29 protein-coding genes and 1 tRNA gene are annotated in these 23,579 nt (G+C 66.5%); 15 read left to right on the top strand and 15 right to left on the bottom strand.

What is annotated here, in order from left to right:
* Positions 1-55 precede the first annotated feature (55 nt).
* From J0X25_RS40015 to J0X25_RS29790, 5 genes are all read right to left on the bottom strand, one after another.
* Complete coding sequence (locus tag J0X25_RS40015; RefSeq protein WP_425600914.1) at positions 56-160, bottom strand: DUF7563 family protein; 105 nt, start codon at positions 158-160, stop codon at positions 56-58.
* Between the two features lie 108 nt (positions 161-268).
* Entirely contained in the window at positions 269-1,282 is a 1,014-nt protein-coding gene (locus J0X25_RS29805; protein ID WP_207287549.1) for a sodium:calcium antiporter, read from the bottom strand.
* 88 nt (positions 1,283-1,370) lie between these two features.
* Entirely contained in the window at positions 1,371-2,063 is a 693-nt protein-coding gene (gene rnhB / locus J0X25_RS29800) for a ribonuclease HII (protein ID WP_207287548.1), read from the bottom strand.
* 44 nt (positions 2,064-2,107) lie between these two features.
* Positions 2,108-2,656 (bottom strand): carboxymuconolactone decarboxylase family protein, encoded by a 549-nt coding sequence (locus tag J0X25_RS29795; protein WP_207287547.1) that lies wholly within the window; start codon positions 2,654-2,656, stop codon positions 2,108-2,110.
* Between the two features lie 155 nt (positions 2,657-2,811).
* Positions 2,812-4,164: a tRNA pseudouridine(54/55) synthase Pus10 gene (locus J0X25_RS29790; protein WP_207287546.1), complete on the bottom strand. Its 1,353-nt coding sequence runs from the start codon at positions 4,162-4,164 to the stop codon at positions 2,812-2,814.
* A 198-nt stretch (positions 4,165-4,362) separates the two neighbouring features.
* Between J0X25_RS29790 and J0X25_RS29785 the strand changes: the two genes are divergently transcribed.
* The 4 genes from J0X25_RS29785 (at position 4,363) to J0X25_RS29770 (ending at position 6,468) form a co-directional block, all read left to right on the top strand.
* Positions 4,363-5,466, top strand: a complete 1,104-nt coding sequence (locus J0X25_RS29785) for a S1C family serine protease (RefSeq protein ID WP_207287545.1) — start codon at positions 4,363-4,365, stop codon at positions 5,464-5,466.
* A gap of 288 nt (positions 5,467-5,754) precedes the next feature.
* Positions 5,755-5,946, top strand: a complete 192-nt coding sequence (locus tag J0X25_RS29780; RefSeq protein ID WP_207287544.1) for a DUF7511 domain-containing protein — start codon at positions 5,755-5,757, stop codon at positions 5,944-5,946.
* A gap of 9 nt (positions 5,947-5,955) precedes the next feature.
* A complete protein-coding gene (locus J0X25_RS29775) occupies positions 5,956-6,144 on the top strand; it encodes a DUF8028 family protein (protein ID WP_207287543.1) in 189 nt (62 codons plus the stop codon).
* Between the two features lie 165 nt (positions 6,145-6,309).
* Positions 6,310-6,468 (top strand): hypothetical protein, encoded by a 159-nt coding sequence (locus J0X25_RS29770; RefSeq protein ID WP_207287542.1) that lies wholly within the window; start codon positions 6,310-6,312, stop codon positions 6,466-6,468.
* On the opposite strand, the gene J0X25_RS29765 is transcribed toward J0X25_RS29770, so the two are convergent.
* Complete coding sequence (locus tag J0X25_RS29765) at positions 6,465-6,650, bottom strand: HVO_A0556 family zinc finger protein (RefSeq protein ID WP_207287541.1); 186 nt, start codon at positions 6,648-6,650, stop codon at positions 6,465-6,467. The two genes, J0X25_RS29770 and J0X25_RS29765, sit on opposite strands and share 4 nt — an antisense overlap.
* A gap of 205 nt (positions 6,651-6,855) precedes the next feature.
* On the opposite strand from J0X25_RS29765, the gene trmY reads away from it, so the two are divergent.
* The 3 genes from trmY to J0X25_RS29750 all read left to right on the top strand — a co-directional run bounded on the left by trmY (position 6,856) and on the right by J0X25_RS29750 (position 7,981).
* Positions 6,856-7,458 (top strand): tRNA (pseudouridine(54)-N(1))-methyltransferase TrmY, encoded by a 603-nt coding sequence (gene trmY, locus J0X25_RS29760; RefSeq protein WP_207287540.1) that lies wholly within the window; start codon positions 6,856-6,858, stop codon positions 7,456-7,458.
* A 91-nt stretch (positions 7,459-7,549) separates the two neighbouring features.
* Positions 7,550-7,622: transfer RNA gene (locus J0X25_RS29755), tRNA-Pro, on the top strand.
* A gap of 206 nt (positions 7,623-7,828) precedes the next feature.
* On the top strand, positions 7,829-7,981 hold the full coding sequence (locus J0X25_RS29750; protein ID WP_207287539.1) for a hypothetical protein: 153 nt from the start codon (positions 7,829-7,831) through the stop codon (positions 7,979-7,981).
* Between the two features lie 50 nt (positions 7,982-8,031).
* Here the strand turns inward: J0X25_RS29750 and J0X25_RS29745 are convergent, their stop codons facing one another.
* Together J0X25_RS29745 and J0X25_RS29740 are read right to left on the bottom strand one after the other, a co-directional pair.
* The gene (locus tag J0X25_RS29745; RefSeq protein ID WP_207287538.1) at positions 8,032-9,615 is read right to left on the bottom strand and encodes an acetolactate synthase large subunit; all 1,584 of its coding nucleotides are present in this window, start codon (positions 9,613-9,615) and stop codon (positions 8,032-8,034) included.
* 76 nt (positions 9,616-9,691) lie between these two features.
* Positions 9,692-10,099 (bottom strand): pyridoxamine 5'-phosphate oxidase family protein, encoded by a 408-nt coding sequence (locus J0X25_RS29740; protein WP_207287537.1) that lies wholly within the window; start codon positions 10,097-10,099, stop codon positions 9,692-9,694.
* A gap of 98 nt (positions 10,100-10,197) precedes the next feature.
* Here J0X25_RS29740 and J0X25_RS29735 point away from each other — a divergent pair, with 98 nt between their 5' ends.
* Positions 10,198-10,476: a hypothetical protein gene (locus J0X25_RS29735; RefSeq protein ID WP_226776966.1), complete on the top strand. Its 279-nt coding sequence runs from the start codon at positions 10,198-10,200 to the stop codon at positions 10,474-10,476.
* Between the two features lie 124 nt (positions 10,477-10,600).
* Complete coding sequence (locus tag J0X25_RS29730) at positions 10,601-10,948, top strand: hypothetical protein (RefSeq protein ID WP_225896647.1); 348 nt, start codon at positions 10,601-10,603, stop codon at positions 10,946-10,948.
* A 69-nt stretch (positions 10,949-11,017) separates the two neighbouring features.
* On the opposite strand, the gene J0X25_RS29725 is transcribed toward J0X25_RS29730, so the two are convergent.
* Positions 11,018-11,266, bottom strand: coding sequence for a hypothetical protein (locus J0X25_RS29725; protein ID WP_207287534.1), 249 nt, complete (start codon positions 11,264-11,266; stop codon positions 11,018-11,020).
* Positions 11,267-11,440: 174 nt separating this feature from the next.
* On the opposite strand from J0X25_RS29725, the gene J0X25_RS29720 reads away from it, so the two are divergent.
* From J0X25_RS29720 to J0X25_RS29710, 3 genes are all read left to right on the top strand, one after another.
* Complete coding sequence (locus J0X25_RS29720; protein ID WP_207287533.1) at positions 11,441-12,688, top strand: sulfatase; 1,248 nt, start codon at positions 11,441-11,443, stop codon at positions 12,686-12,688.
* 153 nt (positions 12,689-12,841) lie between these two features.
* On the top strand, positions 12,842-13,573 hold the full coding sequence (locus J0X25_RS29715; protein WP_207287532.1) for a profilin-fold protein: 732 nt from the start codon (positions 12,842-12,844) through the stop codon (positions 13,571-13,573).
* Positions 13,574-13,723: 150 nt separating this feature from the next.
* Complete coding sequence (locus J0X25_RS29710) at positions 13,724-14,827, top strand: DUF4397 domain-containing protein (protein ID WP_207287531.1); 1,104 nt, start codon at positions 13,724-13,726, stop codon at positions 14,825-14,827.
* A 186-nt stretch (positions 14,828-15,013) separates the two neighbouring features.
* Here J0X25_RS29710 and J0X25_RS29705 read toward each other — a convergent pair whose 3' ends face one another.
* Positions 15,014-15,289 (bottom strand): PadR family transcriptional regulator, encoded by a 276-nt coding sequence (locus J0X25_RS29705; RefSeq protein WP_207287530.1) that lies wholly within the window; start codon positions 15,287-15,289, stop codon positions 15,014-15,016.
* A gap of 177 nt (positions 15,290-15,466) precedes the next feature.
* Here J0X25_RS29705 and J0X25_RS29700 point away from each other — a divergent pair, with 177 nt between their 5' ends.
* The gene (locus J0X25_RS29700; protein WP_207287529.1) at positions 15,467-16,021 is read left to right on the top strand and encodes an NUDIX hydrolase; all 555 of its coding nucleotides are present in this window, start codon (positions 15,467-15,469) and stop codon (positions 16,019-16,021) included.
* Positions 16,022-16,206: 185 nt separating this feature from the next.
* Here J0X25_RS29700 and J0X25_RS29695 read toward each other — a convergent pair whose 3' ends face one another.
* Positions 16,207-17,238, bottom strand: coding sequence for a hypothetical protein (locus J0X25_RS29695; RefSeq protein ID WP_207287528.1), 1,032 nt, complete (start codon positions 17,236-17,238; stop codon positions 16,207-16,209).
* Positions 17,239-17,515: 277 nt separating this feature from the next.
* Positions 17,516-19,021 (bottom strand): hypothetical protein, encoded by a 1,506-nt coding sequence (locus tag J0X25_RS29690; protein ID WP_207287527.1) that lies wholly within the window; start codon positions 19,019-19,021, stop codon positions 17,516-17,518.
* 352 nt (positions 19,022-19,373) lie between these two features.
* Between J0X25_RS29690 and tgtA the strand changes: the two genes are divergently transcribed.
* Complete coding sequence (tgtA, locus tag J0X25_RS29685; protein ID WP_207287526.1) at positions 19,374-20,849, top strand: tRNA guanosine(15) transglycosylase TgtA; 1,476 nt, start codon at positions 19,374-19,376, stop codon at positions 20,847-20,849.
* 40 nt (positions 20,850-20,889) lie between these two features.
* Here tgtA and J0X25_RS29680 read toward each other — a convergent pair whose 3' ends face one another.
* The 3 genes from J0X25_RS29680 to J0X25_RS29670 all read right to left on the bottom strand — a co-directional run bounded on the left by J0X25_RS29680 (position 20,890) and on the right by J0X25_RS29670 (position 22,790).
* Positions 20,890-21,543 (bottom strand): ribonuclease HI family protein, encoded by a 654-nt coding sequence (locus J0X25_RS29680; RefSeq protein ID WP_207287525.1) that lies wholly within the window; start codon positions 21,541-21,543, stop codon positions 20,890-20,892.
* A gap of 304 nt (positions 21,544-21,847) precedes the next feature.
* Positions 21,848-22,183 carry a DdfA family disk-determining factor gene (ddfA, locus tag J0X25_RS29675; protein WP_207287524.1) on the bottom strand — a complete coding sequence of 112 codons (336 nt, stop codon included), beginning with the start codon at positions 22,181-22,183 and terminating at the stop codon, positions 21,848-21,850.
* 133 nt (positions 22,184-22,316) lie between these two features.
* Positions 22,317-22,790: an Lrp/AsnC family transcriptional regulator gene (locus tag J0X25_RS29670; protein WP_207287523.1), complete on the bottom strand. Its 474-nt coding sequence runs from the start codon at positions 22,788-22,790 to the stop codon at positions 22,317-22,319.
* A 102-nt stretch (positions 22,791-22,892) separates the two neighbouring features.
* On the opposite strand from J0X25_RS29670, the gene J0X25_RS29665 reads away from it, so the two are divergent.
* Entirely contained in the window at positions 22,893-23,255 is a 363-nt protein-coding gene (locus J0X25_RS29665) for a TRAM domain-containing protein (protein ID WP_207287522.1), read from the top strand.
* Positions 23,256-23,579: the final 324 nt, after the last annotated feature.

Genomic DNA, 23,579 nt, shown 5'->3' with positions numbered 1-23,579 from the left:
TCTCGATTCTCGCTATTCGGTTCTCGCTATTCGATTCTCGTCTCTCATCTCTCGCCTATCGCTCCCGACACCGCGGACACCAGTCGACGGTGCCGTCGTCTCCGTGGACGCGTTCGAATTTGAGAGAAACGGGGTTGTTACAGTTCGTACAGACAGGCATTGCGAACACCGTATCTGATCGCCGTGATCGCAAAGAGCGGGCAGCCTGCAGCTGCAGCGGCGGCTCGTGGACGCGTGGGACCTATCGGCACTTAGCTCGATCCGCAGCTCAGGCCGGTACGACGGTCGACACGCCGACGCTCTCGAGGAGCAACCAGCCGACGAACAGGCTGTAGAGGACGAGCAGCAGCCGGGCCTCCCGCTCGGTCAGCAGCATATCGGTCCTGACGATGGTGAAGAAGACGATCGTCGCGACGATCAGAAAGCCCATCATCGGAACGATGTGGGGGAATGTGATCGACAGGGTACCGGCGACCAGCACGCCGGCCGGCACCGCGACGAGCAGGTCGAAGATGTTACTCCCTAGCACGTTCGCGAGGCTGACCGCCGAACGGCCCGACCGCGCGGCGGTGACGCTGACGAACGCGTCGGGGATGCTCGAGCCCGCGGCGACGACCGTCATCCCCCAGAGGAACGCGGGGGTGCCGAAGGCGTCGCCGAGACTGATCGCCGCCCGGACCAGCCCTTCGACGCCGACGACGATCAGCGCCAGCCCGAGGACGAACCACAGCCAGGCCCGTCCGCGGTCGACGTCGGTGTCCGCTTCCGTCTCGTCCTCGGCGGTGTCGAGGTACTGGGTGAAGACGTAGAGTCCGTACAGCACCAGCGGGAACAGCGCGAGCGGCCGGGTGACGTCCCCCTGGAGGGCCGTCCCGTCGGCGGGGTAGTAGATCACCGCCAGCGAGAACGTCAACAGGAGGGAGGCGACCGCGAGCATGTAGAACAGCGCCTCCTTGTAGACCAGTTCCCGGCCGGTCTCCATCGCGCCGCCGTCTGCGGCGAGGACCGACACGGCCGGGATTACCAGCAGGTTGAACACTGCCGAGCCGACGATCGTCCCGATTCCGACCTCGAACTCGCCGTGGAGCAGCGTCGCGACGAGCACGCTCACCAGTTCGGGCATACTCGAGCCCGCGGCGGCGATGATCGCCCCCTGAACGACCGCCGGCACGCCGTAGCCCGCCGCGAGGCTGTTCGCGGACGTCTCGAGCCACGTGCTTCCCTTCCAGACGACGGCCGTGCCGACCGCCGCGAGCGCGAGGAGCGCGACCACGTCGAGCATACGTAAATCGTGACTCGAGCGGATGGATAAAACGGTCGACACGGCGTCTCCGGAGCGGGTTCGCTCCTTGCGAACGGCCGACCGGCCGTCAGAACTGCTCGAGCCCGGTTTGCTGGGCCTCAGCGAGCAGGTCCTCGCAGGTCGACCACGACGCTCGCGCGAACGGCGGGAGGTCGCCGTGCTCGTCGACGTAGGACGCGAGGAATTCGCGGGTATTCGGATCGCTCGGGTAGCCGCTGCCGACGGGGCCGTACTCGTCGGCGATGGCGGCGACGTGGGCGTCGCGCTCGACCTTGGCGACGATGCTGGCCGCGCCGACCAGCGGCGACTCGTCGTCGGCGCCGTGGCGGGCCTCGATCTCGATTCGACCCTCGAGCGACGACGGGACCGAATCCGCACAGCGGTCGCTCACTCGCCGCGCGAAGCGTTCTGCGTCGGTGTCGCAGGCGTCACAGAGGCCGGACACCGCGTCACCCTCGAGTGCGTCGGGGTCGAGTCCCTCGAGGGCGCCCTCGATCGCCTCGGCGTGGGCCGCGACGGCCAGCGAGTTCATGTCCGTCTCCGGATCGTCGATGCGGGCCGGCGGGATTTCGGCGACGCCGACCCGGATGCGATCGTCGCCGCGGATCGCCGCGGCCAGTTCCTCGCGGCGCTCGGGCTCGAGTCGCTTCGAGTCGGCGATACCCGCCGGGAGGTCGGCGGGGTCCTCGCAGTGGACGGCCGCGGCGAACATCGACCCGAGCGCCGGCCCCTTGCCCGCCTCGTCGACGCCGAATGGCATGTTCCCGGGATTCGTCGCCGACCGCTAAACCGTTGCGCTATCGGTCACTCCGGGATCCAGCCGACGAACTCGCCGCCGTCGATCGGAACCGACAGGGCGTCGAGGACGCGCGCTGTCATCAGGTAGTAACTGGCCAGCATCGTCAGTCCGACGACGGTCTCGGTGTCGGTGACCGCGGCGGCCGCCTCGAAGAGCGGGTCGGTGACGGCGCCCGCTGCGACGGCGCTGGCGTACCGCACGATCGCCTGCTCCCGTTCCGGAAACGAACAGTCGTCGTCGCGGGCGATCGCTTCCAGTTCGTCGGTCGTGATGCCCGCGTCTCGCCCCAGTTCGACGTGCTGGTGCCACTCGTAGCGCGCTCGGACGGTGCGGGCGACCGCCAGGATCGCCAGCTCCCGTTCGCGCGCCGAGAGATCGCCGGCGTTCCACAGCGCGGTGCCGTAGCGCATGTACGCCCGCATCGCCCGCGGAACGTGCGCGATCGACTGGAAGAGATGCAGTTCGCCGAGGACCTCCTCGTCGAAGAGGTACTGGTAGTCGTCCGGAAGCTCCTCTCGCGTCAACAGCGGAATGCGCGCGTCATCGCGTGGCATAGCGCTACTGCGAGGGACGAATACAAAACGGTACTGTCAGCATCTTGCCATCGGAAACTGGTCGTCTCGAGCAGGGGCGTCGGCGTTTCCGTCTCAGACCGCCACCGTTCGACCCGAGACCGAACTCGTCCGGATCAGCCGCCGCTTCGATCGCGCTACGCCGCCGAACGCGGCTCGTCGAGGAAGTACTCCTCGCGTTCGAACGGTTCGTCTTCACCCTCCACGCTGAGCACGTCCAACGCCGTCACCTCGGCGTCGGTCTCGAGTAGCCCCGCGAGGCTCGGCTCCGTGCGACCGTCGTCGCTGCTGATCAGTTCCTTCACGTAGAGCCCACCTTCGCCGTGGATCCGGACCTCCCCCTCGGTGGACGACTGCAACTCGCCGTCGATGTCGTAGACGATTCGCTCACGCGTGAGGTCGGCCCGCCGGTGGTCGACGCGCTGGGGCGTGTTCTGCCGGACCGTCGTCCCGGACAGTTCCTCGAGGGCGGCTTCGAACGCCGCCTCGTCGACGGGGTCGGCGAATTCGACGTCGGCGCGGTACCGTTTGCTCGCGTCGTGTTCCTTGACGCGTTCGACCATCTCGTAGGTCGCGCGCCGGAGCCCGTCGACTTCGACGGCCCCCTCGGCGGCCGCGTTGATCTCCCGCTCGAGGGACTCCACGTCCGGATCGCGGGTCTTGGGGCGTTTGACCTCGAGGACGAAGGGGCGTCCCTCCTCGAGCATTCGGGCGTCGACGTCCTCGCGGCCCGCGCCGTGGAACGTCCCCTCGTCACCGTCCATGGCCTCGACGACGTGCGGGCGGACGACTTGTTCGACGCTCGTGTCGTACAGGTAGCCCGATCCCCCGCAGTAGTCGCAGGGCTCCTCGCCGTCGTCGCTCAACTGGGTCCCGCTGCCGCCACACTCCCGGCAGGGCCACTCCGTCTGGGGAATGTCTCGCTCGAGTTTTCGGTAGCGGCCGTAGACGAAGGCGGGGTTGATCTGGACGTCGACCGCGTGGCTCGTGACCGAGTCGGCCTCGAGGGCCTCGAGCGGGTCGAACGCCTCGAGGTCGACGATCGCGAGGACGTCCGGGCGGTCGAAGTCGACGTCGGTGCCCGTCGCCGCGCCGACGCGCCGGCCGACCTCGCGGTTGACCTCGCGCTTGAGCGACTCGCCGGCGTCGGGGCCGAGGTCGGCATCCTCCCGGAAGAGCAGGTCGTTCTCCTCGACCAGCGGCGGGACGCGGCTCCCGACCTGATAGTCGTCGAAGTCGACGCCCTCGAGTGCGTCGACGATGGTCTCGGCGATCGCGTCGACGGTTTCCGAGTAGCCCTCGCAGACCCAGCAGTCGGCGGGGTCGTCGGGCTCGAAGTCGGCGTCGTCTGCCATCGCGATCGTCGTCCGCAGCGCCCGGCCGCGCTCGGCGTTGGTCAGTCCGAAACTCCGCTCGGCGAAGGGGCGGCCGAGACAGGAGTCGCAGACGGGCCCCGTCTCGAGCAGCGCGCGGGCGTCTTCCGTGATCATGTCTCGGGAATCGGGCGGCCGCGGGTAACACGTTTTCCCTTCGCCGGGCGCCTGTCGGCCGCGACGCAGTCGCACAGTGGCCGTCCGCTCCCGCACTCGCCACCTGTTGACCACCGTCCGTGCTTGCGTCCCCATCCGTGCTTGCATTCGCTACCCGGGACCCGGGGGTTCAAATGGGTCGGGTTCCATCCCACGAATATGAACGATTTCCGACTGGACCGGCGCGAGCTGCTCGGACTCGCCGGCGCCGGCCTCGTCGGTGCCGTCGCCGGCTGTTCGGAGCCTCGAGGAGCGGAGAGTTCGATGGAAGGGACCTCGTCGCACACGATCGATCCGGGCAACGTCGCCGAGGGATCGACGTACACCGACGTCTACGAGGCGGTCATCGACGCCGTTCCGCAAATTCGGGCCCTCGGCGTCACCGATCCGGCGACCGGGCAGAAGGGCCGCGGACAGGGGTCGGGCTTTCTCGTCGACGAGACCCACGTCGTCACGAACGAACACGTGGTCGCCGGCGCCGACGACGTCGACCTCCAGTACATCAACGGCGACTGGACGGACACCACCGTCGTCGGCACCGACTTCTACAGCGACCTGGCCGTCCTCGAGGTCGATCACGTCCCCGACGACGCCGCGGCGCTGTCGCTGGCCGACGAACACCCGGTCGTGGGCCAGGAGGTCCTCGCGATCGGCAACCCCTACGGTTTCGAGGGATCGATGACCAAGGGGATCGTCAGCGGCGTCAATCGCCGGCTCCAGATGCCGGACCGGGCGTTCGCGTTCTCGAACGCGATCCAGACCGACGCCGCGGTCAACCCCGGCAACAGCGGAGGGCCGCTCGTCGATCTCGCGGGCAACGTGCTCGGCGTCATCAACGCCGGCGGCGGCGACAACATCGGCTTCGCGATTCCGGCGGCGCTGGCGAGTCGCGTCGTCCCCGCGCTCATCGAGACCGGGCGGTACGAGCACCCCTTCATGGGAATCAGGTACGCGACCGTCGACCGATACATCGCGGAGGCGAACGACCTCGACGAGGCGACCGGCATCATCATCACGGACGTCCAGCCGGGTGGCCCGGCGGACGGCGTTCTCGAACCCGCCTCGCCGCGCCGTCGCGACTCCCGGCCCGTCGGGGGCGACGTGATCGTCGCGATCGACGGCGAACCGATCCCGGACGGCCACGCGCTCTCGACGTATCTCGGCCTCCAGAAACGCCCCGGCGAGCCGATCGAGATCGAATGCTGGCGCGACGGTCGCGAGACCACCGTCTCGATGACACTCGGCGCCCGTCCCCGTCCGTAGCGCGGGTGTAGCGACGGTGTACCGCCGGTATCGCGGGGCCTCGTTTTCCCGCTCGAACCGAGAAAAACCGTTCTAAAGCACACATTATACGACGGGTACGGGTCGTCTAGGAGGTACGTAATCTCGCCAAACAGGTTAGAATCGATTTCGTTCTCGAGTTTGTGAACGATCCCGGTGAACTGGGACGAAATCGGACGCGAACGGCACCGTTCACGGGGTAGACGGCCGATAACAATAGGTGAATCGCCGGTAGACCCGAGCGGAGCGATCACCCATCGCCCGTCACGCATGACCCTGAACGCCGACAGCCCCACCCCAACCGACGAATCGCCGATCGACCTCGATGCGGTCACGGTCGAGAACGAAGACGCTCCCGACGAGTGTGCGATCTTCCCGCGGGAGGCGAGCGAAGACGAACTGCAAACCGCCTGGATCGTCGCCCACGACGACGGGTTCGTCTCGCTCGAGTCGATGCGCTGAGAGAGGACCATGCACGTCGGACACTCCCTCACCGCCGCCGGGTTCTGGCTCGGCACGCTGTTGCCGGTCGCGTACCTCCCCGTCTTCCTCTCGGGGATCGACTCGGTCCAGTCGCTGTCGCTGGTCGTCGGACTCCTCGCCGTCCACGCCCTCGCGCTGGTCGTCGGCCACAGCTACCCCGGGTCGCGCGCGTCGTGACCGTGGCCGGGACGCCAACGGACGGCGCCGCCGCGGTTCCCGGTCCCCGCGTGTCCTCCCCGGAGCCGCCCGCAGCGACCGTGACGGGCCCCCGCTGTTTTCGTTCGACGTCGTTCCGGTGAAAACCGTGAAAGCGATTTACGGCTGATCGTGTGAGCCGTTCGCATGAAGGCTCGCTGTCCGCTCTGTACTCGACCCGTCCCGCGTACGATCCAACAGTGGTGTGAGTGCGGTCAACCGATGGATCCAGGCTGTTACGAGGCCCACGAGGATTGGTGTGCGGTCCACGGCGCCGACGCCTGGATCGGTGCCGTCGAGCGCTAGTCGCTCGGCTGCCAGAGCTGCGCGTGCGGCGTGTCACAGCTGTCGCAGACCGCCGCCCGCTTGTCCTTGTAGACGCCCCGCTCGAGTTCGCCCTCGGAACAGTACGGACACGGTCGGCCCTCGAGAACCGCGAGCAACTGCCGATCTTCGCCGTCCGTCGCCGACGACTCTGATTTCGCCATATAGGTATCCCATACCCGAGAGCGGTGAAATCGTTGGCCATGCCTATGCAGCGTCGACGAGTCCGACGGGGAGGGACAGAAGTCCCTGACGGCGGGGCAACGACGGGGCAGCCTGCCCGCGGGTGCGATACGCGCTCGCTACCGCCGGTCCCCGTCGAGTCTCGAAACCGTGGCGGCTATCCCACGGGTCGCCGTCGTGGTCCCTATGCGCCAGTTCGTACTGATCGGTCACGACGTGCCGACCGAGCCCGACTTCTCGCTCGAGGACCTCGCGGGCGGGGCCGGCCGCCTCGACGCGCTCTGTCGGTCGATCACCGCCTCGTTCGTCACCTCCCACGGCATCCGCGAGGACGTCCGCACCCACCTCGTCGCGCAGGACGAGCTCACGATCACCTTCGACGGGAGCGAGCTTCGGGGGCTCAACCCCGACGAGCGCAGCACCGCCGCGCTGGTGCGCAAGGCCCTCGAGCACCGCGACGAAGCCATCGGCGCGCTGCCCGCGGAGCCCAGTCCCGGCATCGAGGTGTACCGGAGGGGGTTCGAGGCGACGCTCGAGGCGGTCGCCGACTCCGGGACCGTCGTACAGTTGCACGAGGACGGCGACGCCGTGGTGGACGTCGGCGCGGACGGACTTGCGGATCCGGTGTTCGTGCTCTCCGATCACCGGGATTTCACCGACGCGGAGGAGGCGGTGCTCGAGGACGTCGTCGATCGGCGGGTGCGGCTCGGTCCCGAGTTGTTGCACGCCGATCAGGCGATCACGGTCGCGCATCACTATCTCGACACTGAAGGGTACGAGCGGTTTTAGGAGCGGGGGCTCGAGCGTGCGAATCGATAGCGGGCGACCCGACACGCGCTTTCGGAAGCGTTAAACAAACGGACGCTCACAGTTCAGATGCGGGCCGGTGGGGTAGCTTGGTATCCTTCGGCCTTCGGGTGGCCGTAACCGCAGTTCGAATCTGCGCCGGCCCACTTCTCCCGCAACGCAAATCCGCGAGCGTAGCGAGCGGTCTGCGTTGCGGAGAATGGAAACCAAGCAGATTCGAATCAGGGAGGAGCTTTGCTCCGACCGTGGTTCGAATCTGCGCCGGCCCAGTTCTTCCGACGAACCACGCCATAGCGATATCTCATTCATCGTCACCAGCAGGCTTTTTTCACCCAAACCTGTAACCTCACCTATGGTACTCGCTGCTGACGACCTCGCTGAGTTCGTGGCCCGCGATCCGTCGGACGACGAGGACGTTCCTCTCGGTGATGCCCTCGAGGAACTATCCATCGACGTCGAAACCGACGCCGTCGACGCAGTTCGCGACGTTCGCGGACGCCGCTGAAACTCGCTGCGTCTGTGAGTCCTCATCTCGAGAACTCCCGAAAACCCCACTCAACTCTCGAGCCGAACCTCGATCAACGCCAACTCGTCCGAAGGCACGGCCTCCTCGAACGCCGCCGCCACCTCGTCCCACCCCTCGGGCCGATACGCGTCAATACCGAAGCTCTCCGCGAACGTCACCAGATCCGGATTCGTTAGCTCGGTTCCGGTGTGTTCACCCCGGTGACCCTCCTGCTTCTCGGAGATCAGGCCGTAGTCGTCGTCGTTGAACACCACGGTCGTAAAGCCACAGTCCAGCCTCGAGGCGGTCTCGAGTTCCGCCGCGTTCATCAGGAATCCGCCGTCCCCGGTCCCGGCGACCACGTTCGAATCGACCGCCAGATCGGCCGCGAGTGCGCCGGGAACGGCGATTCCCATGCTGGCCAGCCCGTTCGAGATCACGCAGGTATTGGGCTCGTACGTCGGGAACGACTGGGCGATGGCCATCTTGTGGCTGCCGACGTCCGAGACGAGCACGTCGGAGTCGGCCATGGCCTCGCGCAACAGCGGCAGGGCGTTCCGGACGGTGATCGGGTCGTCGTCAGCAGGCGGCGCCGTCGCCGCCTCGAGCAGCCGATCGTGGAGGTCGTCACACCACAGGGAGCAGGCCTCGTCGGGCAGGCGGTCGTCGATGGCCGACAGCGCCGCGCCGACGTCGGCGACGATCTCCACGTCCGGGTTGTAGTGGCGGTAGACCTCCGCGGGTTCGGAGTCGACGTGGACGATGGTCTTCTCGAGGTCGGGGTTCCACCCCTCGGGGTCGTGTTCGGCGATGTCGTAGCCGACCGCGGCGACGCAGTCCGCGCGCTCGATCGCCCGCGCGGCCTCCTCCCCCGGCCCCGAATCGAGGGTCATCAGCGAGGCGGGTTCGCGGTCCGAAATCGCCCCCTTGCCCATGTACGTCCCGACGACGGGGATCCCCACGCGCTCGACGAGATCGCGGATGTACTCCGACGCGCGGGTTCGCACCGCGCCGTTGCCCGCGAGGATGAGCGGCCGCTCGGCGTCGGCGAGCAACCGCGCCGCGCGCTCGGCCGATTCGTCGTCCGGGTCCGGCCGTCGAACCGGATCGCGGACCTCGATCGGGTCCGCGTCGATCTCCGAAGCGGCGACGTCCTCGGGGAACTCGAGGTGGGTCGCGCCCGGCTTCTCGTACTCGGCGAGTTTGAACGCCTTTCGGACCGACTCGGGTGCGATCTCGGGCTCGGCGATCTGGGTGTTCCACTCGACGATGGGTTCGAAGAGGTCGACCACGTTCAGGGCCTGGTGGCTCTCCTTGTGCAGGCGCTCGCGACCGCCCTGGCCGGTGATGGCGACGACCGGGCTCTTGTCGAGGTGGGCGTCGGCGACGCCGGTCATGAGGTTCGTCGCGCCGGGACCGAGCGTCGAGCAGCAGACGCCCGCCGCGCCGGTCAACCGGCCGTGGACGTCCGCCATGAACGCGGCCCCCTGTTCGTGGCGCGTCGGAACGAAGCGGATCGGCGAGTCCCGCAGCGCGAACAGCAGGTCCTCGATCTCTTCGCCCGGCACTCCGAAGACGCGCTCGACGCCTTCGGCCTCGAGACAATCGACGAGTACGTCGGCTGTGGACGGCATGGTCGTCCGGTCCACACCGCCGTCATTAATCGTCCGCCCTGCAAGCCCCAGAACGGTCGAATCGTCCTCGAGCGCCTCAGCTGCTGTCGCTCGCGTCGACGACCCGATCGACTCGAATCCGCAGAATCACGCGTTCGGTCTCGATGGGAGTCTGGTACTCGTCGGCGTCCGTATAGCGCCGGGCGAGTTCGTCGATGTGTTCTCGCGCGCCGTCGGTCGTCACCTCGTCGACCTCGCCGATGATCGACAGCCGTCGGTACGGGTTGTCGGGGTCGGTCATGCTGACGCCGACCCCGGAGTTTCGTTCCACGTTCTGGGCCTTCTGGCGGTGGCGTTCGGTGTTGACCAGCAGCCGCTCGTCGTCGGCGTCGTAATCGACCCAGACCGGCGTGACGTGGGGGAGCCCCTCGTCGGTCAGCGTCGCGACGTGGGCGAACGTTGCCTTCTCGAACAGGTCGTGGAACTCCTCGGGAATGGAAGCCATAGGTGGCGTTCTCCGACGGTCGGCTTCTGCTTGATGCCTACATTGAGAAGCCGGCGACCCCCGCGACGGCGAGCGGCGTCGTAACGGGCAGAAGATTCATGGTTCTCGTCGGGTATCCGCAGCTAGACATGTACGCGCGCAATCCCGAGCGCGACGCGATCTGGGACGAAGTCCTCGAGTGGATGCTGTTCCGGGGGCTCCCGCTGCGGCCCCGGGAAATCGAGGGCTACGATCCGGGGCTCGTGCGGGACGTTCTGGAGACGATGACCGTCGACGACTGGGTCACCTACGACGAACGCGGCGACTTCTTCGAGCCCGGCCCGCGGGTCGAACGCTTCGAGGACGGCGCCAACGCGCCGCGGCGTCGCTCCTGGTGAGTCGAACGGGTCGGTCGCGATCGGTTCCAGCATCGACGCCTCGAGCGAACACCCGGAACTGACTGCGCTCGGACCGGCGAGTGTCGGCTAACGGCTTATCGGCCTCGACCGAATGGCTATCGATGTGACACGGAACCGACGGACGCGACGGCGGCTGTTACAGGTATCGGGTGCTGCGGTGGCGACGGCGCTGCTCGCCGGCTGCGGCGGACCCGGTCAGGAGGAGGAAAACGAGAGCGGGAACGGCGAACCCAGCGCCGAGGAGGGGACGGGGAACGGACAGGACGCCGACGAAGACGGGGGGCTCGTCGACGGCAACGGGAACGAGTCGGAGAGCGAGGAGGAGGCGGGCGCAGGCGCCGAAAACGACAGCAGCGGCGATGCGGGAGTCGACGAGAGCGGCGGCGAGGACGCTGGAGCTACCGACGACAGTGACAACGCGAGCGCAGGTAACGGCGACGGATCGGGCTGACACGACGGCCGCAATCGCCCGGACGAGGCGTTGACCGGATCGCTCGCTTCCGTCCTCGCTCCGACACCCTCACTCGAGGTAGCCCAGCGCCTCGAGTCGCGTCTCGACCTCCTCCTGATCGACGCTCGAGGCCGCCTCGTCGGTCTCGTCCTCGACGCGAGCGAGGACTTCCTCGAGGACGAACGTCGCGTACTCGTCCGCGGTCTCGAACTCGCTTCGCTCGAGGCGACGCTCGACGCGTTCGTAGACGCTTGCGGGAACGGAGATGGTCGTCCTCGCTCGGTTCTCGGGGGTACTCAGGTCGTTTTCCGCAGCCATGGTCTTGTCTCCGCGAACGTCATCGACGACTATTGTTATGTGAGTGTTACCTATTGTATTCATGAAGAAACGGCCCGATACGTTCTCGCTTCGACGCGCTCACTGGCGCGGCTTCCGACGGAGTAGTTGGAACTCCATCCATTACAAAGTGAGTGTCATCCGATTCGACCGATGATGAGTGACGAGGATCGACTCGAAGACATCGTGCTGGTGACGGTCGACAGCCTGCGCGCCGACCACTGCGGGTTCATGGGGTACGATCGGGACGTCACGCCGACGCTCGACTCGCTGGCCGAGGACGGACTCACCTTCACGAACGCCATCGCACCGGCGCCGGAGACCAACAGCTCCGTCTCGGCGATGCTCACCGGCCAGTACATGAATCCCGACCTCGAGTCCGACGGAGGCGGGTACACCGACCGGATCCGCCAGCACATGCGGGCCCGGCGAACCCTCCCCCACCGGTTCGACGAACTGGGATACGAGACGGCGGCGTTTACGGCCAACCCGTGGACGTCGCGGTACTTCGGCTTCGACGGGGACTTCAATCACTTCGAGGACTTCATGGACGAGAGCCTCGCCGACGGCCTCGTCGCGCAAGGGGGCGATCAGCGCGGGTTCGTCGGCGACGCCGCCGCCCAGTTGCTCAACTGGGTCCAGGGGCAGGACATGTTCATGGACTGGGAGTCGTTCGCCGACGACGTGCTGGCGTGGACGGAGTCGGCCGACTCGCCGTACTTCCTGTGGCTCTTTCTCGTCGACGTCCACATGCCCTACCTCCCGCCCGGCGACTACCGCTCGCGGTCGCGGTTCCTGAGCTATCCCGCGAACATGTCGCTGTTCGCCGGGCAGTACGACCTGCCGTTCGAGTCGGTGTTCCACGACGTGCTGGTCGACTCCTACGACGACACGATCCGCTACACCGACGAGTTCGTTCGCCGGTTCCTCGCGGACGTCGACGGCGACCCCCTGCTCGCGGTCACCGGCGACCACGGCGAGGCCTTCGGCGAGAACGGCATCTACGGCCACGGTCCGGCGGTCTCCGAGGAGATGCTCCACGTCCCGTTCGTCGTCGCGAACGGGCCCGAGGGAACCGTCGACCACCCGTTTTCGCTCCGAGGACTGCCGGAACTGCTCCCGCGGCTCGCGACCGGCGACGACTTCGAGGACCTGCTCGAGCCGACCGCGTGGGCCCGCAACTACGATCCGGCCGTCGCGATCCGCGGGCGGGACTGGCGCTTCGAGTGGCGACCCGACGAGGAGCGAGTCCTCGTCCGCGAGGACGGCGAGTGGGAGGCAGCCTCGGTTCCGGAACTCGAGTCCCTCGGCCGGGACCTGCTCGAGAATCGGGTCGAGGCCGAACGGGAACGCGGTCGCGTTCTGGACGCGGCCGACGCGCTGGCGAGCGAGGCGGCGCTGTAGCCGGCGGTCGGCCCCGCGCCACGGAACCGGCGCCACGGAACCGGACGACGACCGAGCGAGGCGAGGACGATCGCCCCGGTGCGTCGGGTGGTACGCGAAGCGAGTGAGTGCCGAGGCGCAAGGGGTATCGGTCCGCAGCCCCTCCCTCGAGTGATGACCGAGGGACTCGAGACGGACGTCGAGGAGATGGACGAAATCGCGGAGCGGCGCGACGAACTGGCGGCGCGGGTGCGAACGCACGCGGGAGAGATCGCGCGCGAACTCGCCGTCCTGCAGGGCGGCGACTACGGCCAGCAGGAGTTCACGACGGACGCGGGCGCCTGGACGCTCAAGTACGAGGCCGGCGACGTCCAGTACCTCCGATTCGATCCGAAGTCGGGGTCGGAGATCTACGTCGTCTCGAGCAAACAGCCGCCCGAACCCGAGGCGCTCGAGACGGCGATGACCGACTACGGGGCGTTCGTCGCGGCCTACAACGCCTACGTGCGCTCGTTCGACGGGATCCTCGCGGACGTCCCCGACGAGTTCCCCGAGATCGAGTCGACGGCCGAACTGGTCGCCGAACGCGACCGGATCCTCGAGCGAATCCGCGAGGTCGGAAACGCGATGGCGAGCGAACTCCACCGCTTCGAGGGGGAGTACGGCACCTACGCGACGACGGTGTCCGGCACGCGCTGGGAACTCAAGTGGGACGGCGACGTGGCCGCCTACCTGCGCGTCGGCGGCTCCGACGGGACCTACCTCCTCTCGCAGTACGGCCCGCCGTCCGCCGCCGAGGTGCGTCGGCTCGCGGAGGACGTGGGCGCGTTCGTCGACGCGTTCAACGAGCACGTCGACGACCTCGAGGCGGACCTCTCACACGTGTCTCTCGGCGACGGCGCGTAACGAGGCTCGAGCGGCGACCAGACCCCAGTAGGCCCTCGTTTCGATCAGTATGGTCGTTCTACACTTCGACCCGTCGAGTAAACGAGACGACAATCAGGGGAACTGACTGAGCGGTTTTTCTCGATTTCACGCCCCCCTTCCGAACGTAGCATGACACTATCACGACGTTCGACGATCAGGACGATCGGTGTCGTCGGTGCCGGATCGGCGCTCACCGGCACGGCACTGGCCGTCAACGAACACCAGGACAGCGGACAGGAGCCATCGGCCGACGAAGTTGGTTCGATCCGGGTCGGTCACTTCGCACCCGACGCGCCGAACGTGGACGTCTACGTCGACGATCAACAGATCCTCACGGACGTCAGTTACGGCGTTCTCTCGCCGTATCTCGGCATCGAACCGGGAACGTACACGGTTTCGATCACGCCCGCCGGCGAAGCGGAGCCCGTCCTCGAGGAGACCGTCCCCGTCGATACGGGGTACTACACGGTCGCGGCGATCGGCGAACTCGAGGGCGACGAGACGGGCGACGACTCCGGGGACGGCGTCGACGCCGCGAACGAGACCGCAGAGACGAACGCCACCAACGAGACCGCGAGCGACGGCGCTGACCCGTCGCTCGGCGACGGGAGCGACTCCGAGACGGGGGGTCTCCAGTTCCTCGTCCTCGCCGACCGCGGCCCGGACGACGTCCAGGAGGGGACTGCACTCGTCCGAGTGGTCCACGCGTCACCGGACACGCCGACCGTCGACATCGCCGAGTCGGAGAACGACACGATACTCTTCGAAGACGTCGCGTTTACCGAACCGTCGGGATACGCCCCGGTCGATCCCGAGGCCGAAGCGCTCGGATTCTTCCCGGCGAACGACCCGTCCGGCGACGAACTGGATGACGACGAAGTGATCTCGCAGTCCGACCCGGTCGTGACGGTCGAACTCGACCTCGAAGCGGGCCAAGCGTACACGGCCTACGCCATCGGCTACCTCGAGGGCGAGGAGGGAGTCGAAATCGACGCCGAGACGGACGACAGCGACGATGACTCCCGCGACGACGCCGAGGACGACCGATCGTTCGACGTGTACCTCGCCCTCGACGGGACGACGGAACGAGCGCAAGGGGACGATCGCGAGGACGACGAGGGAGACGACGAACTCGAGGCCGGTGACGATGACGACGAGTCCGGAAACGAAACGGGCGACCGAAACGGGTCCAGCGACGGGCACCACGCAGAACCGACAACGGCCGACGACTGATCGCAGACCGGTGCCTCAGCCGCCCGCCCCGAGTACTCGGTCTCCGCTGACACCCCTGACGGTCGTCGACGACATCATCGACCCGCTCGTTTGCCGTTCCGTGGGCCCATCAGCGGCCGGACGCCGTCGAGCGGGGCGCTATGCGATCTCGGTCCTCGAGAAGGCCACAGCGGTCGCGCAGGAGTGTTAGACGTCGACGTACTGTTCGACCCACTCCTGACGGCGCTGCAGCGCGCGTCGGCCTTTCGGCGTCAGTGCGTAGTAGTTCGTCCGTCGGTCGAGTTCCCCCTTCTCGACCAGTTCCTTCTCGACCAGCGTGTCGAGATTGGGATACAGCCGGCCGTGCGTGACCGGCTGATCGATGTAGTCGTTGATGTCGTCGAGGATCTCCTGCCCTGACGGACGGTCTTTACCTGCGATCACGTACAGCAAGTCGCGTTGGAATCCGGTTAGCTGATCCATGGATCACCCTCTGAGTGACGACGTTCACCTATCTGTGACTTTGTTATAGAGCAAATACGTGTGCTAAACCGCCCGGAAACGCAATACAGTGGGTGGGTAATGAGCGTCCACCGGACGCCGGTTTCGACTCTGTGCCGTGACGGGGCGCTTTTGGCGACCACCGCCGTACAGGTCGCTATGTCCACTGATCCGCTCGTCTGGGAGACGATGGACAGGCGAATAGCCTACAGTTGTCCGGGCTTCGACGTGGTTAACGAGAGCGTTCGGCTCCCCGACGGCACCGAAACCGAGTTCGACTACCTCTCCGAGTCGCCGAGCGTCTGCGTGCTCCCGTTCACCCCCGACGGCGACGTCGTCTGCATCGAGGAGTGGCGCCAGGCCGTCGACCGCGTGAACCGCGGGCTCCCCGTCGGCGGCACCGAACCCGAGGACGACGACCTCGAGGCCGCCGCCCGCCGCGAACTCGCCGAGGAGACCGGCCACGAGGCCGATCGGCTCGAGCCCCTGGTGACCGTCGAGCCGGCCAACGGCATCGCGGACGCCGTCCTGCACTTCTTCGTCGCCCGCGGCTGTCGCGCGACCGCCGAGCAGCGACTCGACCACAACGAGAGCATTCGCGTGACTCGGCGCTCGTTCGCGGACCTCCTCGAGGCCGTCCGCGACGGCGAGATCCGCGACGGCCGGACCGTTCTCGCGCTGTCGTACTACCAGTTGTTCGAAGCCGACGCGTAACCGCGAGACTACGCCGACGTCGCCTTCCGCGTTCCGGCGGAGCGTCACGACTGGCCGGGGCGGTGTCTCGACTGTAAAAATCGATCGCACGGGGACCCATCGGCGATCGGTCGACCGATCGAATCCGCCCGTCCCGATCGGATCGAACCGACGGTCGACTACGACTCGTTGGCCGTTTCGTTCGCTTACTCGCTCTCGTTCCCCGTCTCGGTGGCGTTCTCTCCGTCACTCGTTTCGGTGACCGCCTGGAGTTCGGTCGCGTCCTGAAGGGTGACGGTGTTGGCGTCCAGCGTCTCGATCGAGATCGACGACGCGGCGGCTTCGGAGACCGTCTCGCCGGTCTCGGTGGCGTTCTCCTCAGTGGCGTTCTCATCCGCAGTCGCGTTTTCCTCGGCGGTCGCGTTCTCCTCGGCGCCGACGTCACCTTCTTCGACGGACTGGATCGTCATCGAGTCGACCGACAGCTCGTCGACGTCGAACTGTTCGATCGTGAGCGCCTCGATCTCTTCGGCGGACGCTGCGCTCTCGTTGCCAGCGCTCTCGCTTTCCCCGCCGTCGTCACCGCCGAAGAGTCCGCCGATGAAGTCGCTGATCCCCCCGAGAATTCCGCCGCCCTCTTCGACCTCGAGGGAGTCGATCGACATCCGCTGGACGTCCATCGTCTCGATGGTGAGGTTCTGGACGGCGAGCTGGTCGGTATCGTTGCTGATCACGGTCTGGTTGCCGCTCGCGGTCTCGTTTGCGCCGTCGGCCGGCATCGCTTCGGTGTCGTTCGCGGCGCTCCCGACCGGCTGCCCGTCGAGTTCGAGTGCTTCCATCGTGACGTTCTCGAGCGCGAGCTGTTCGATCGCGACGCCGGAGATCGTTATCCCGGCGTCCCCGCTCTCGTTACCGGCGCTGTCGTTCGCCCCGCTCTCGTTGCCGCTCGCCTCGACGGATTCGTTGAGTTGCTCGAGGTCCTCCTGGGCGGCGTCGAGCCGTTGGACGTTCAACTCCTCGATCGTCGCGTTCTCGACGGTAGCGTTCTCGAGTTCGAGCGTCTCGACCTGTACGTTCTCGAGCGTCGCGCCCGCGTGGGTGCTCACGTCGCTGTCGGTGCTCACGTCTCCGGTGTCGGCGTTCGCCCCTGTCGCCGCGCCCGCGAGGGCAGGACCCCCCGAGAGTGCGACCAGCAGCGCGACGAACACCGCACCGAGCGTCTGCGGTCGTGAATCCATTGCGATCGGTGCTACCGGTCGTTCGCGGCTAAAACGAGTCGACTGTTACAGAGTTATCTCTGGGAAAGGCACCGTTTGCGACCGCCCTGAGCACCCTAATCCCGCGTTCACCACGACGTCGGACGGTGGTTTCGCCGATCGAATCGGCCGATCGATACCGGCGATTCGAGATCGGCGACTGAGCGGCCGCTACCGGTGAATTGGAGGCGGTCCGAAAAAGTTCGCAACCGCGGAGCGGTCGGTTCGATACCGACCGATCGCGTGGCGTCCGCGCCGATCAGTTGAACAGTCCGCCGAACAGTCCGCCGTCGTCGTCGCCGCTCTCGTTGTCCGACTCGCTGTCTTCGCTCGCGTTGTCCGACTCGTTGTCGTCCATCGTCGTCTCGTTGTCTTCGGTCTCCGTCTCGTTGTCGCTAACGATCTCCGTCGTCGCCGTCTCGGAGTCGTTGCTCTCGATGTTCTGCAGTTCGCTCGCGTTGCCGAACGTCAGCGTGTCGACGCTCGCGTTACCGATCGTGATCGAGGATGCGGAGAGGTTGGCGATGGTCTGGCCTTCAGTCGTGTTGTTCATCGCCGTCTCGTTGTCCATCGCGGTCGCGTTGTCTTCGGTTTCGTTCTCCTCCTCGATTTCGATCTCGTCGTCTTCGTCTTCCTGGATCGCAGCGCCAGTCTCGGTCTCGTTCTCGTCGTCGTCGAGGATGCCGAGACCGTCGTCTTCGGATTCGTTCTCGGTGGCGTTCTCTTCGGACGCCATCGCGGCGTCGGTGGTGTTACCCTCTTCGACCGACTCGGCGTTCATCGACTCGATCGTGATCTCTTCGACGTCGAAGTGCTGGATCGTGAGGTTCTGGAACTCCTGGGTCGCGTTCTCCTCGGAGTCCATCGCCGTCTCGTTGTCCATCGCGGTCGCGTTGTCTTCGGTTTCGTTCTCCTCCTCGATTTCGATCTCGTCGTCTTCGTCTTCCTGGATCGCAGCGCCAGTCTCGGTCTCGTTCTCGTCGTCTTCGATTTCGAGCTCCGTCTCGTCGTCTTCGGTCTCGTTGGTCGCGTTGTCGGTCTCCATCGCGGAGTCCTCCTCACCGACGGTCAGCTCTTCTACGGTCAGCGTCTCGACGTCCATCGTCTCGATGGTGAGGTTCTGGACCGTGACGTTCTCGGTGCTCTCGTTGATCAGGCTCTGACCGGCGGACTCGTTGTCCATCGCCGTCTCGTTGCCCATCTCCGTCTCGTTGTCGTCCTCGAGACCGATGCCGTCGTCTTCGTCCTCTTGGATCGCGGCGCCGGTCTCCGTCTCGTTCTCGTCCTCGATTTCGAGTTCCGTCTCGTCGTCTTCGGTGTCGTTAGTCTCGTTAGTCGCGTTGTCGGTCGCGTTCGCCGACTCGTTCATCTGCTCGAACTCCTCGAGTTCGACGTCTTCGAGCTCGAGTTGCTCGAACTGAACGTTCGTGAGCGTCACATTGCCGCTCTCGTTGGCGGCCGTCGCGTTGTCTTCGGTCGCGTTAGCGCTCTCGTTGGCGTCCAGTTCCTCCTGGAGGGCCGTCACGTTGGCGTCGAACTCCTCGACGTTCAGTTCCTCGATCGTCGCGTTCTCGACGGTGACGTTGTCGAGTTCCAGTGTGCCGACCTGTACGTTCTCGAGTGTCGCACTCGCACCTGCGTCGTCGCTCATGTCTCCGGCGTCGTCGCTCTGCGCGGATGACGCGCCGGCCAGGGCAGGACCCCCGGACAGCGCAACCATCAGCGCGACGAACAGGACGCCGAGTTTCTGTGGTCGTGAAGCCATTGCGCTCGATTATACCGTCCGATTGCGGCTAAAACGAAGCGACTGTTTCGAGATTATCTCGGAGAAAACCAGTGTTGGAATCGTGCAACGGTCCCTAACCTCGCGTTCATCTGTCGAGACCGATGACGGTCATCAGTGCCGAGATTCGGCGGGGGAATCGGCCTGATCATGTCACCACGCGAAGTGAAATCGGAGTTGTGCTTGCAGACGATTGCGGGTTATAGCAAACGGGACGGAACGGGAGGTTTACCGGCAATTTACGTCCTGTTCGGCCGACCGAGTTTCAGGCGTTCGAGCAGCTACCGGTCGCAAACCTTCACTGACTTACGTCGGACGCGCTAACGGGCGATCGATGCGCGAGTGCTTCGAAATCCGGGACACCGACGCCGGCGGACGGATCGGCGAACTCACCGTTCCCCGCGCCGACGTCACGGTCGAAACGCCGGCGCTGCTCCCGGTGATCAATCCGAATCTGGACACGATCGCCCCGCGGCGCCTCGCCGACGAGTTCGGCGCCGAGATCCTCATCACGAACTCCTACATCATCCACGGGACCGACGACGTCCGCGAACGGGCCCTCGAGGAGGGGCTGCACGACCTGCTGGACTTCCCGGGGGCGATCATGACCGATTCGGGCTCCTTCCAGCTCTCCGAATACGGCGATATCGACGTCACGACCGAGGAGATCCTCGAGTTCCAGCGCGCGATCGGCTCCGACATCGCGACGCCCGTCGACATCCCCACCCCGCCGGACGTCCCCCGCGAGCGCGCGGAAGCCGAACTCGAGACGACCCAAGAACGCCTCGAGATCGCCGAGGGCGCCGACACGGGCGACATGCTCGTGACGGCGCCCGTTCAAGGGTCGACGTATTCGGACCTCCGGGAGAAGGCGGGCCGGAACGCCGACGCCACCGACCTCGACGTCTTCCCCGTCGGCGCGGTCGTCCCGCTGCTGAACGACTACCGCTACGACGACATGGTCGACGCCGTCGCCGCCGCCAAGCGCGGACTGGGCGCCGACGCGCCGGTCCACCTCTTCGGCGCGGGCCACCCCATGATGTTCGCCCTCGGCGTGGCGATGGGCTGTGACCTGTTCGACTCCGCCGCGTACGCGCTCTACGCCCGCGACGACCGCTATCTGACGGTTCGCGGCACGCGGAATCTCGCCGACATCGACTACTTCCCGTGTTCGTGTCCGATCTGCACCGAGTACTCGTCCGACGAGCTGCGCGCGCTCGACGACCGCGAGCGCGAGTCGGAACTGGCCGTCCACAACCTCCACGTCACCTTCGAGGAGATCCGCCGGATCAAGCAGGCCGTCCGCGCCGGCACCCTGCTGGAACTCGTCGAGCAACGCGCCCGGTCGCACCCGACGATGCTCGACGGCTACCGGACGCTCCTCGACCACGCCGCCCAACTCGAGCGCTCCGACCCCGTCTCGAAGGGCGCATTCTTCTACACCTCTCACGAGAGCGCGCGCCGACCCGAAGTCGTCCGCCACCACCAGCGCCTCGAGCGCCTCTCCGTTCCCGAATCGCTGTTTCTCACCGAAGGCCAGCCGGCACGGAGCGACGAGTTCGACGACTCGTGGCGGGTCGAACCCCCCTTCGGCCCCTTCCCGCGGGCGCTCTCGAGGTCGTACCCGCTCACCGCCGAGGTACCCGAACGGACCGACCGCGCGGCGCTCGAAGCCGCGGCCGACGGCGTCGCGCGACTCGCCGACGTGAACCCGGACGCCGACCTCACCCTCGGCCACCGCGGCTGGCCCGCGGCCGTCCTCGAGCGCGTCCCTGCTGGCGTCGATCTCATCGATCTCACCCGCGACTGACGGGGCACCCTCGAGCGGTCCGCGGCGCGGCGTCACGCTCCTATCCGGGTCCGAAAGCCGCGATATCGGCTCCCACCGTCGCCAGCACGTCGGCGGGGTTCGGGTCGCTGTCGGCCAGATGCGTGTACCGGTGGTCCGGGATGCTCGACAGCGCCGCCGTGATGGCTTCGCTGTACGTCTCGACGCCCGATTCCGTCGGGTCGTCGCCACCCCAGACGTCTCGGATGACCGTCATCGAGTCGATCCGCACCTCCAGTCTGCGCGGCTCGTAGCGAGCCAGCAGTTCGGCGAGTCCGAGCTGGAGGGCGACGTACTCGGCGGTGTTGTTCCCCGTCCAGGAGCCGACGGGGCGGCCGAGACGGGCGAGTTGGTCCTCCGCAGCGTCCACGATGACGGCACCCGCACCCGCGGGGCCGGGGTTGCCGCGCGAACTGCCGTCGACGTAGAGGACGAACGCGTCGCTCGTCGCCTCGGGAACGGGCGGCCGGCTGAGTCCCGACTCGAGCAGGCGCTCGAGCGCGCGACGCAACTCGGCCGGGGTGGTCTCGGGAGCGAAGAGCCCGCCGTAGCCGGGGACGGCGTCGTCGATGGCGTCGGTAGCGGCCGCCACCTCGTAGCCGACAGCTGCGAGGACCTCGTCGACGAGCGCGGCGAGCGGCGAGAGGTGTTCGGCCGGGAGGGGGTCGTCGGTCACGCCACGTCCCCCTCCGGGCTTCGATTTGGGGGCCTCACACCCTCGATCCCGGATGCTCTCGTTGGCTGGTCGCACCACTGCATACGGGCTCTCGGTGGTCGAGCGGGATAATCCCTTCCGGTGGTACCGGTGGCGGGCCGTTTCGAGTCAGCCGGCTCTCGGAATCCCCGTCCTCAGTGAGACGTGATTACAACCGGTCTTCTCTGCGTACTGTCATCGGTAATACGTATCGGCGGTAAAACAGCAAAATTCGAGCGGTCGACTGACGCGCGGTCGTCGCCGACACCAGCCGTCGACGACCGCTTCAGGCGTTGGGACGGAATTCGGTGGACGAGTCGCGGTTACCCACGGCAATCGGCTCGGCCGCCATCGGCGTGTCGTCGATCGTGATCTCGAGGTCGGAACCGCACTCGACGAGGACTTGATGCCCGTCGTAGGTGAACTCGAGTCGGCCGCGGCGCGGGCCGCCCGGCCTCGTCGGCGCGAAGAGCGCGTCGAGCGCGTCGGGATCGATCGACTCGTAGAGGGGCGGCAGTTCGGTCGGTTCGACGTCACGTTTGGCGGCGATCGCAGTGACGACGGCGATGCTGACATCCCCGTCGAATCCGCTATCAGTCGAACCGATGAGTGAGTTATTCACGTCCTACCTCAACAGACCCGTGTATAAAAGCGCATCGAGGAATCTCGCTCTAACGAACCAAATTCGGGTATCATTTCGTTTTCCGACGTGAATCCCGTTTCTAATTCGGAAAGCATCGTAGCCGAGGCTCGCGTCAGCTTTCGACCGCGTCGGTTCCGAAGTGGTTGAACGGCTGGCGGTACTCGGCCTTGAGGAGCTCTTCCACCTCGACCTCGAGGCCGGCCCGCTGGAGGCGGCTGACGGCGGCCGTGATCTGGTCGGTGTCCTCGGCGACGATGTCGACCCGAAGGTTCCGATGGCCGGTCATGAGTTCGCGGACGGCGACGACGCCGTCGATCTCCAGCGCCGACGCCGCCTGTTCCCCCCGTTCGTGAATCGGGACCGAACACTCGACGACCACGTGCAGCGACTTCTCGGTCCGCTCGTAGTCGATCAGCGGTACGTATCCTGCGACGATCCCTTCGTCCTCGAGGCGCTGGATCCGGTTGCGGACGGTGTTCGCCGTTACACCGACGTCGTCGGCGATGTCCGTCGCCGTGGTGTGGCGGGCGTCTTCCTGTAGCCGGTGTAGAATCCCCCTGTCGATATCGTCCAGTTCGAACCCCATACCCCTCGTTTCGCGTCCATCGGGAAGCGCTTTTGGTTCGAACGGGCGCCCATCCCCGACCGAAACGGAACAGCAAAGACGCCGGCGACGCCAGACGGGAGTATGTTCGGGGTCGAAGCGCTCGGCGTCGGCGTGTTCGTGGTCCTGGCCTTCGGCGCGTGGCTGCTCAGGCGGGTCCGGGGCGGGGGCCGCTCGGCAGCACAGCGGGAGTCCTACGAACGCCACCGGGACGCCCAGCAACGCGACCCGCCCGTCGACCTCGGCGACGTCAGGGAGGTCGCCGTCCACGAGTTCACCGACCACCACAGCGGCGAGCGACGCGCGGTCTGCAAGATCGAGGGCTTCGTCGTCTTCGTCGAAGACGTGCCGACCGACCTCGCGGTCGGCGACGTGATCGACGTCGAGATCCTCTCCTTCAACCGCGGACACACGTCGGCGACGGCGCGGTTTCTTGAAACCGCGTAAGTAGGCGCGGTTGCTCGAAGTCGCGTAGAGAAGCACACGGTTTTCTGAAGTCGCGTAGAGAAGTTCGATTCCTCGAGACAGCGTGAACGGGCGCGGATTCTCGGACGTCTCCGAGCCATCGTTCCGGCTCTCGAGCGGTCTGGAACGGTGCCGGCGCCGCCATTGCAGCCGGTGAACTCACAGAGCAGTCGGCGTGAGAACGCTATCGGCGGACGCGTCGACTCAGTCGGCGCTGTGGAACGGAACGGTACCGCAGTCGGGACAGCCGTTGTGTTTCGTCGTCCGGTAGTTCAGGTCGGTGCCGCAGTTCGAACACTCGTAGTG

The sequence above is a fragment of the Haloterrigena alkaliphila genome (genome assembly GCF_017352155.2).
GTDB classification, from domain to species: Archaea; Halobacteriota; Halobacteria; order Halobacteriales; family Natrialbaceae; genus Haloterrigena; species Haloterrigena alkaliphila.
This window is presented reverse-complemented; position numbering and strand designations above follow the sequence as displayed.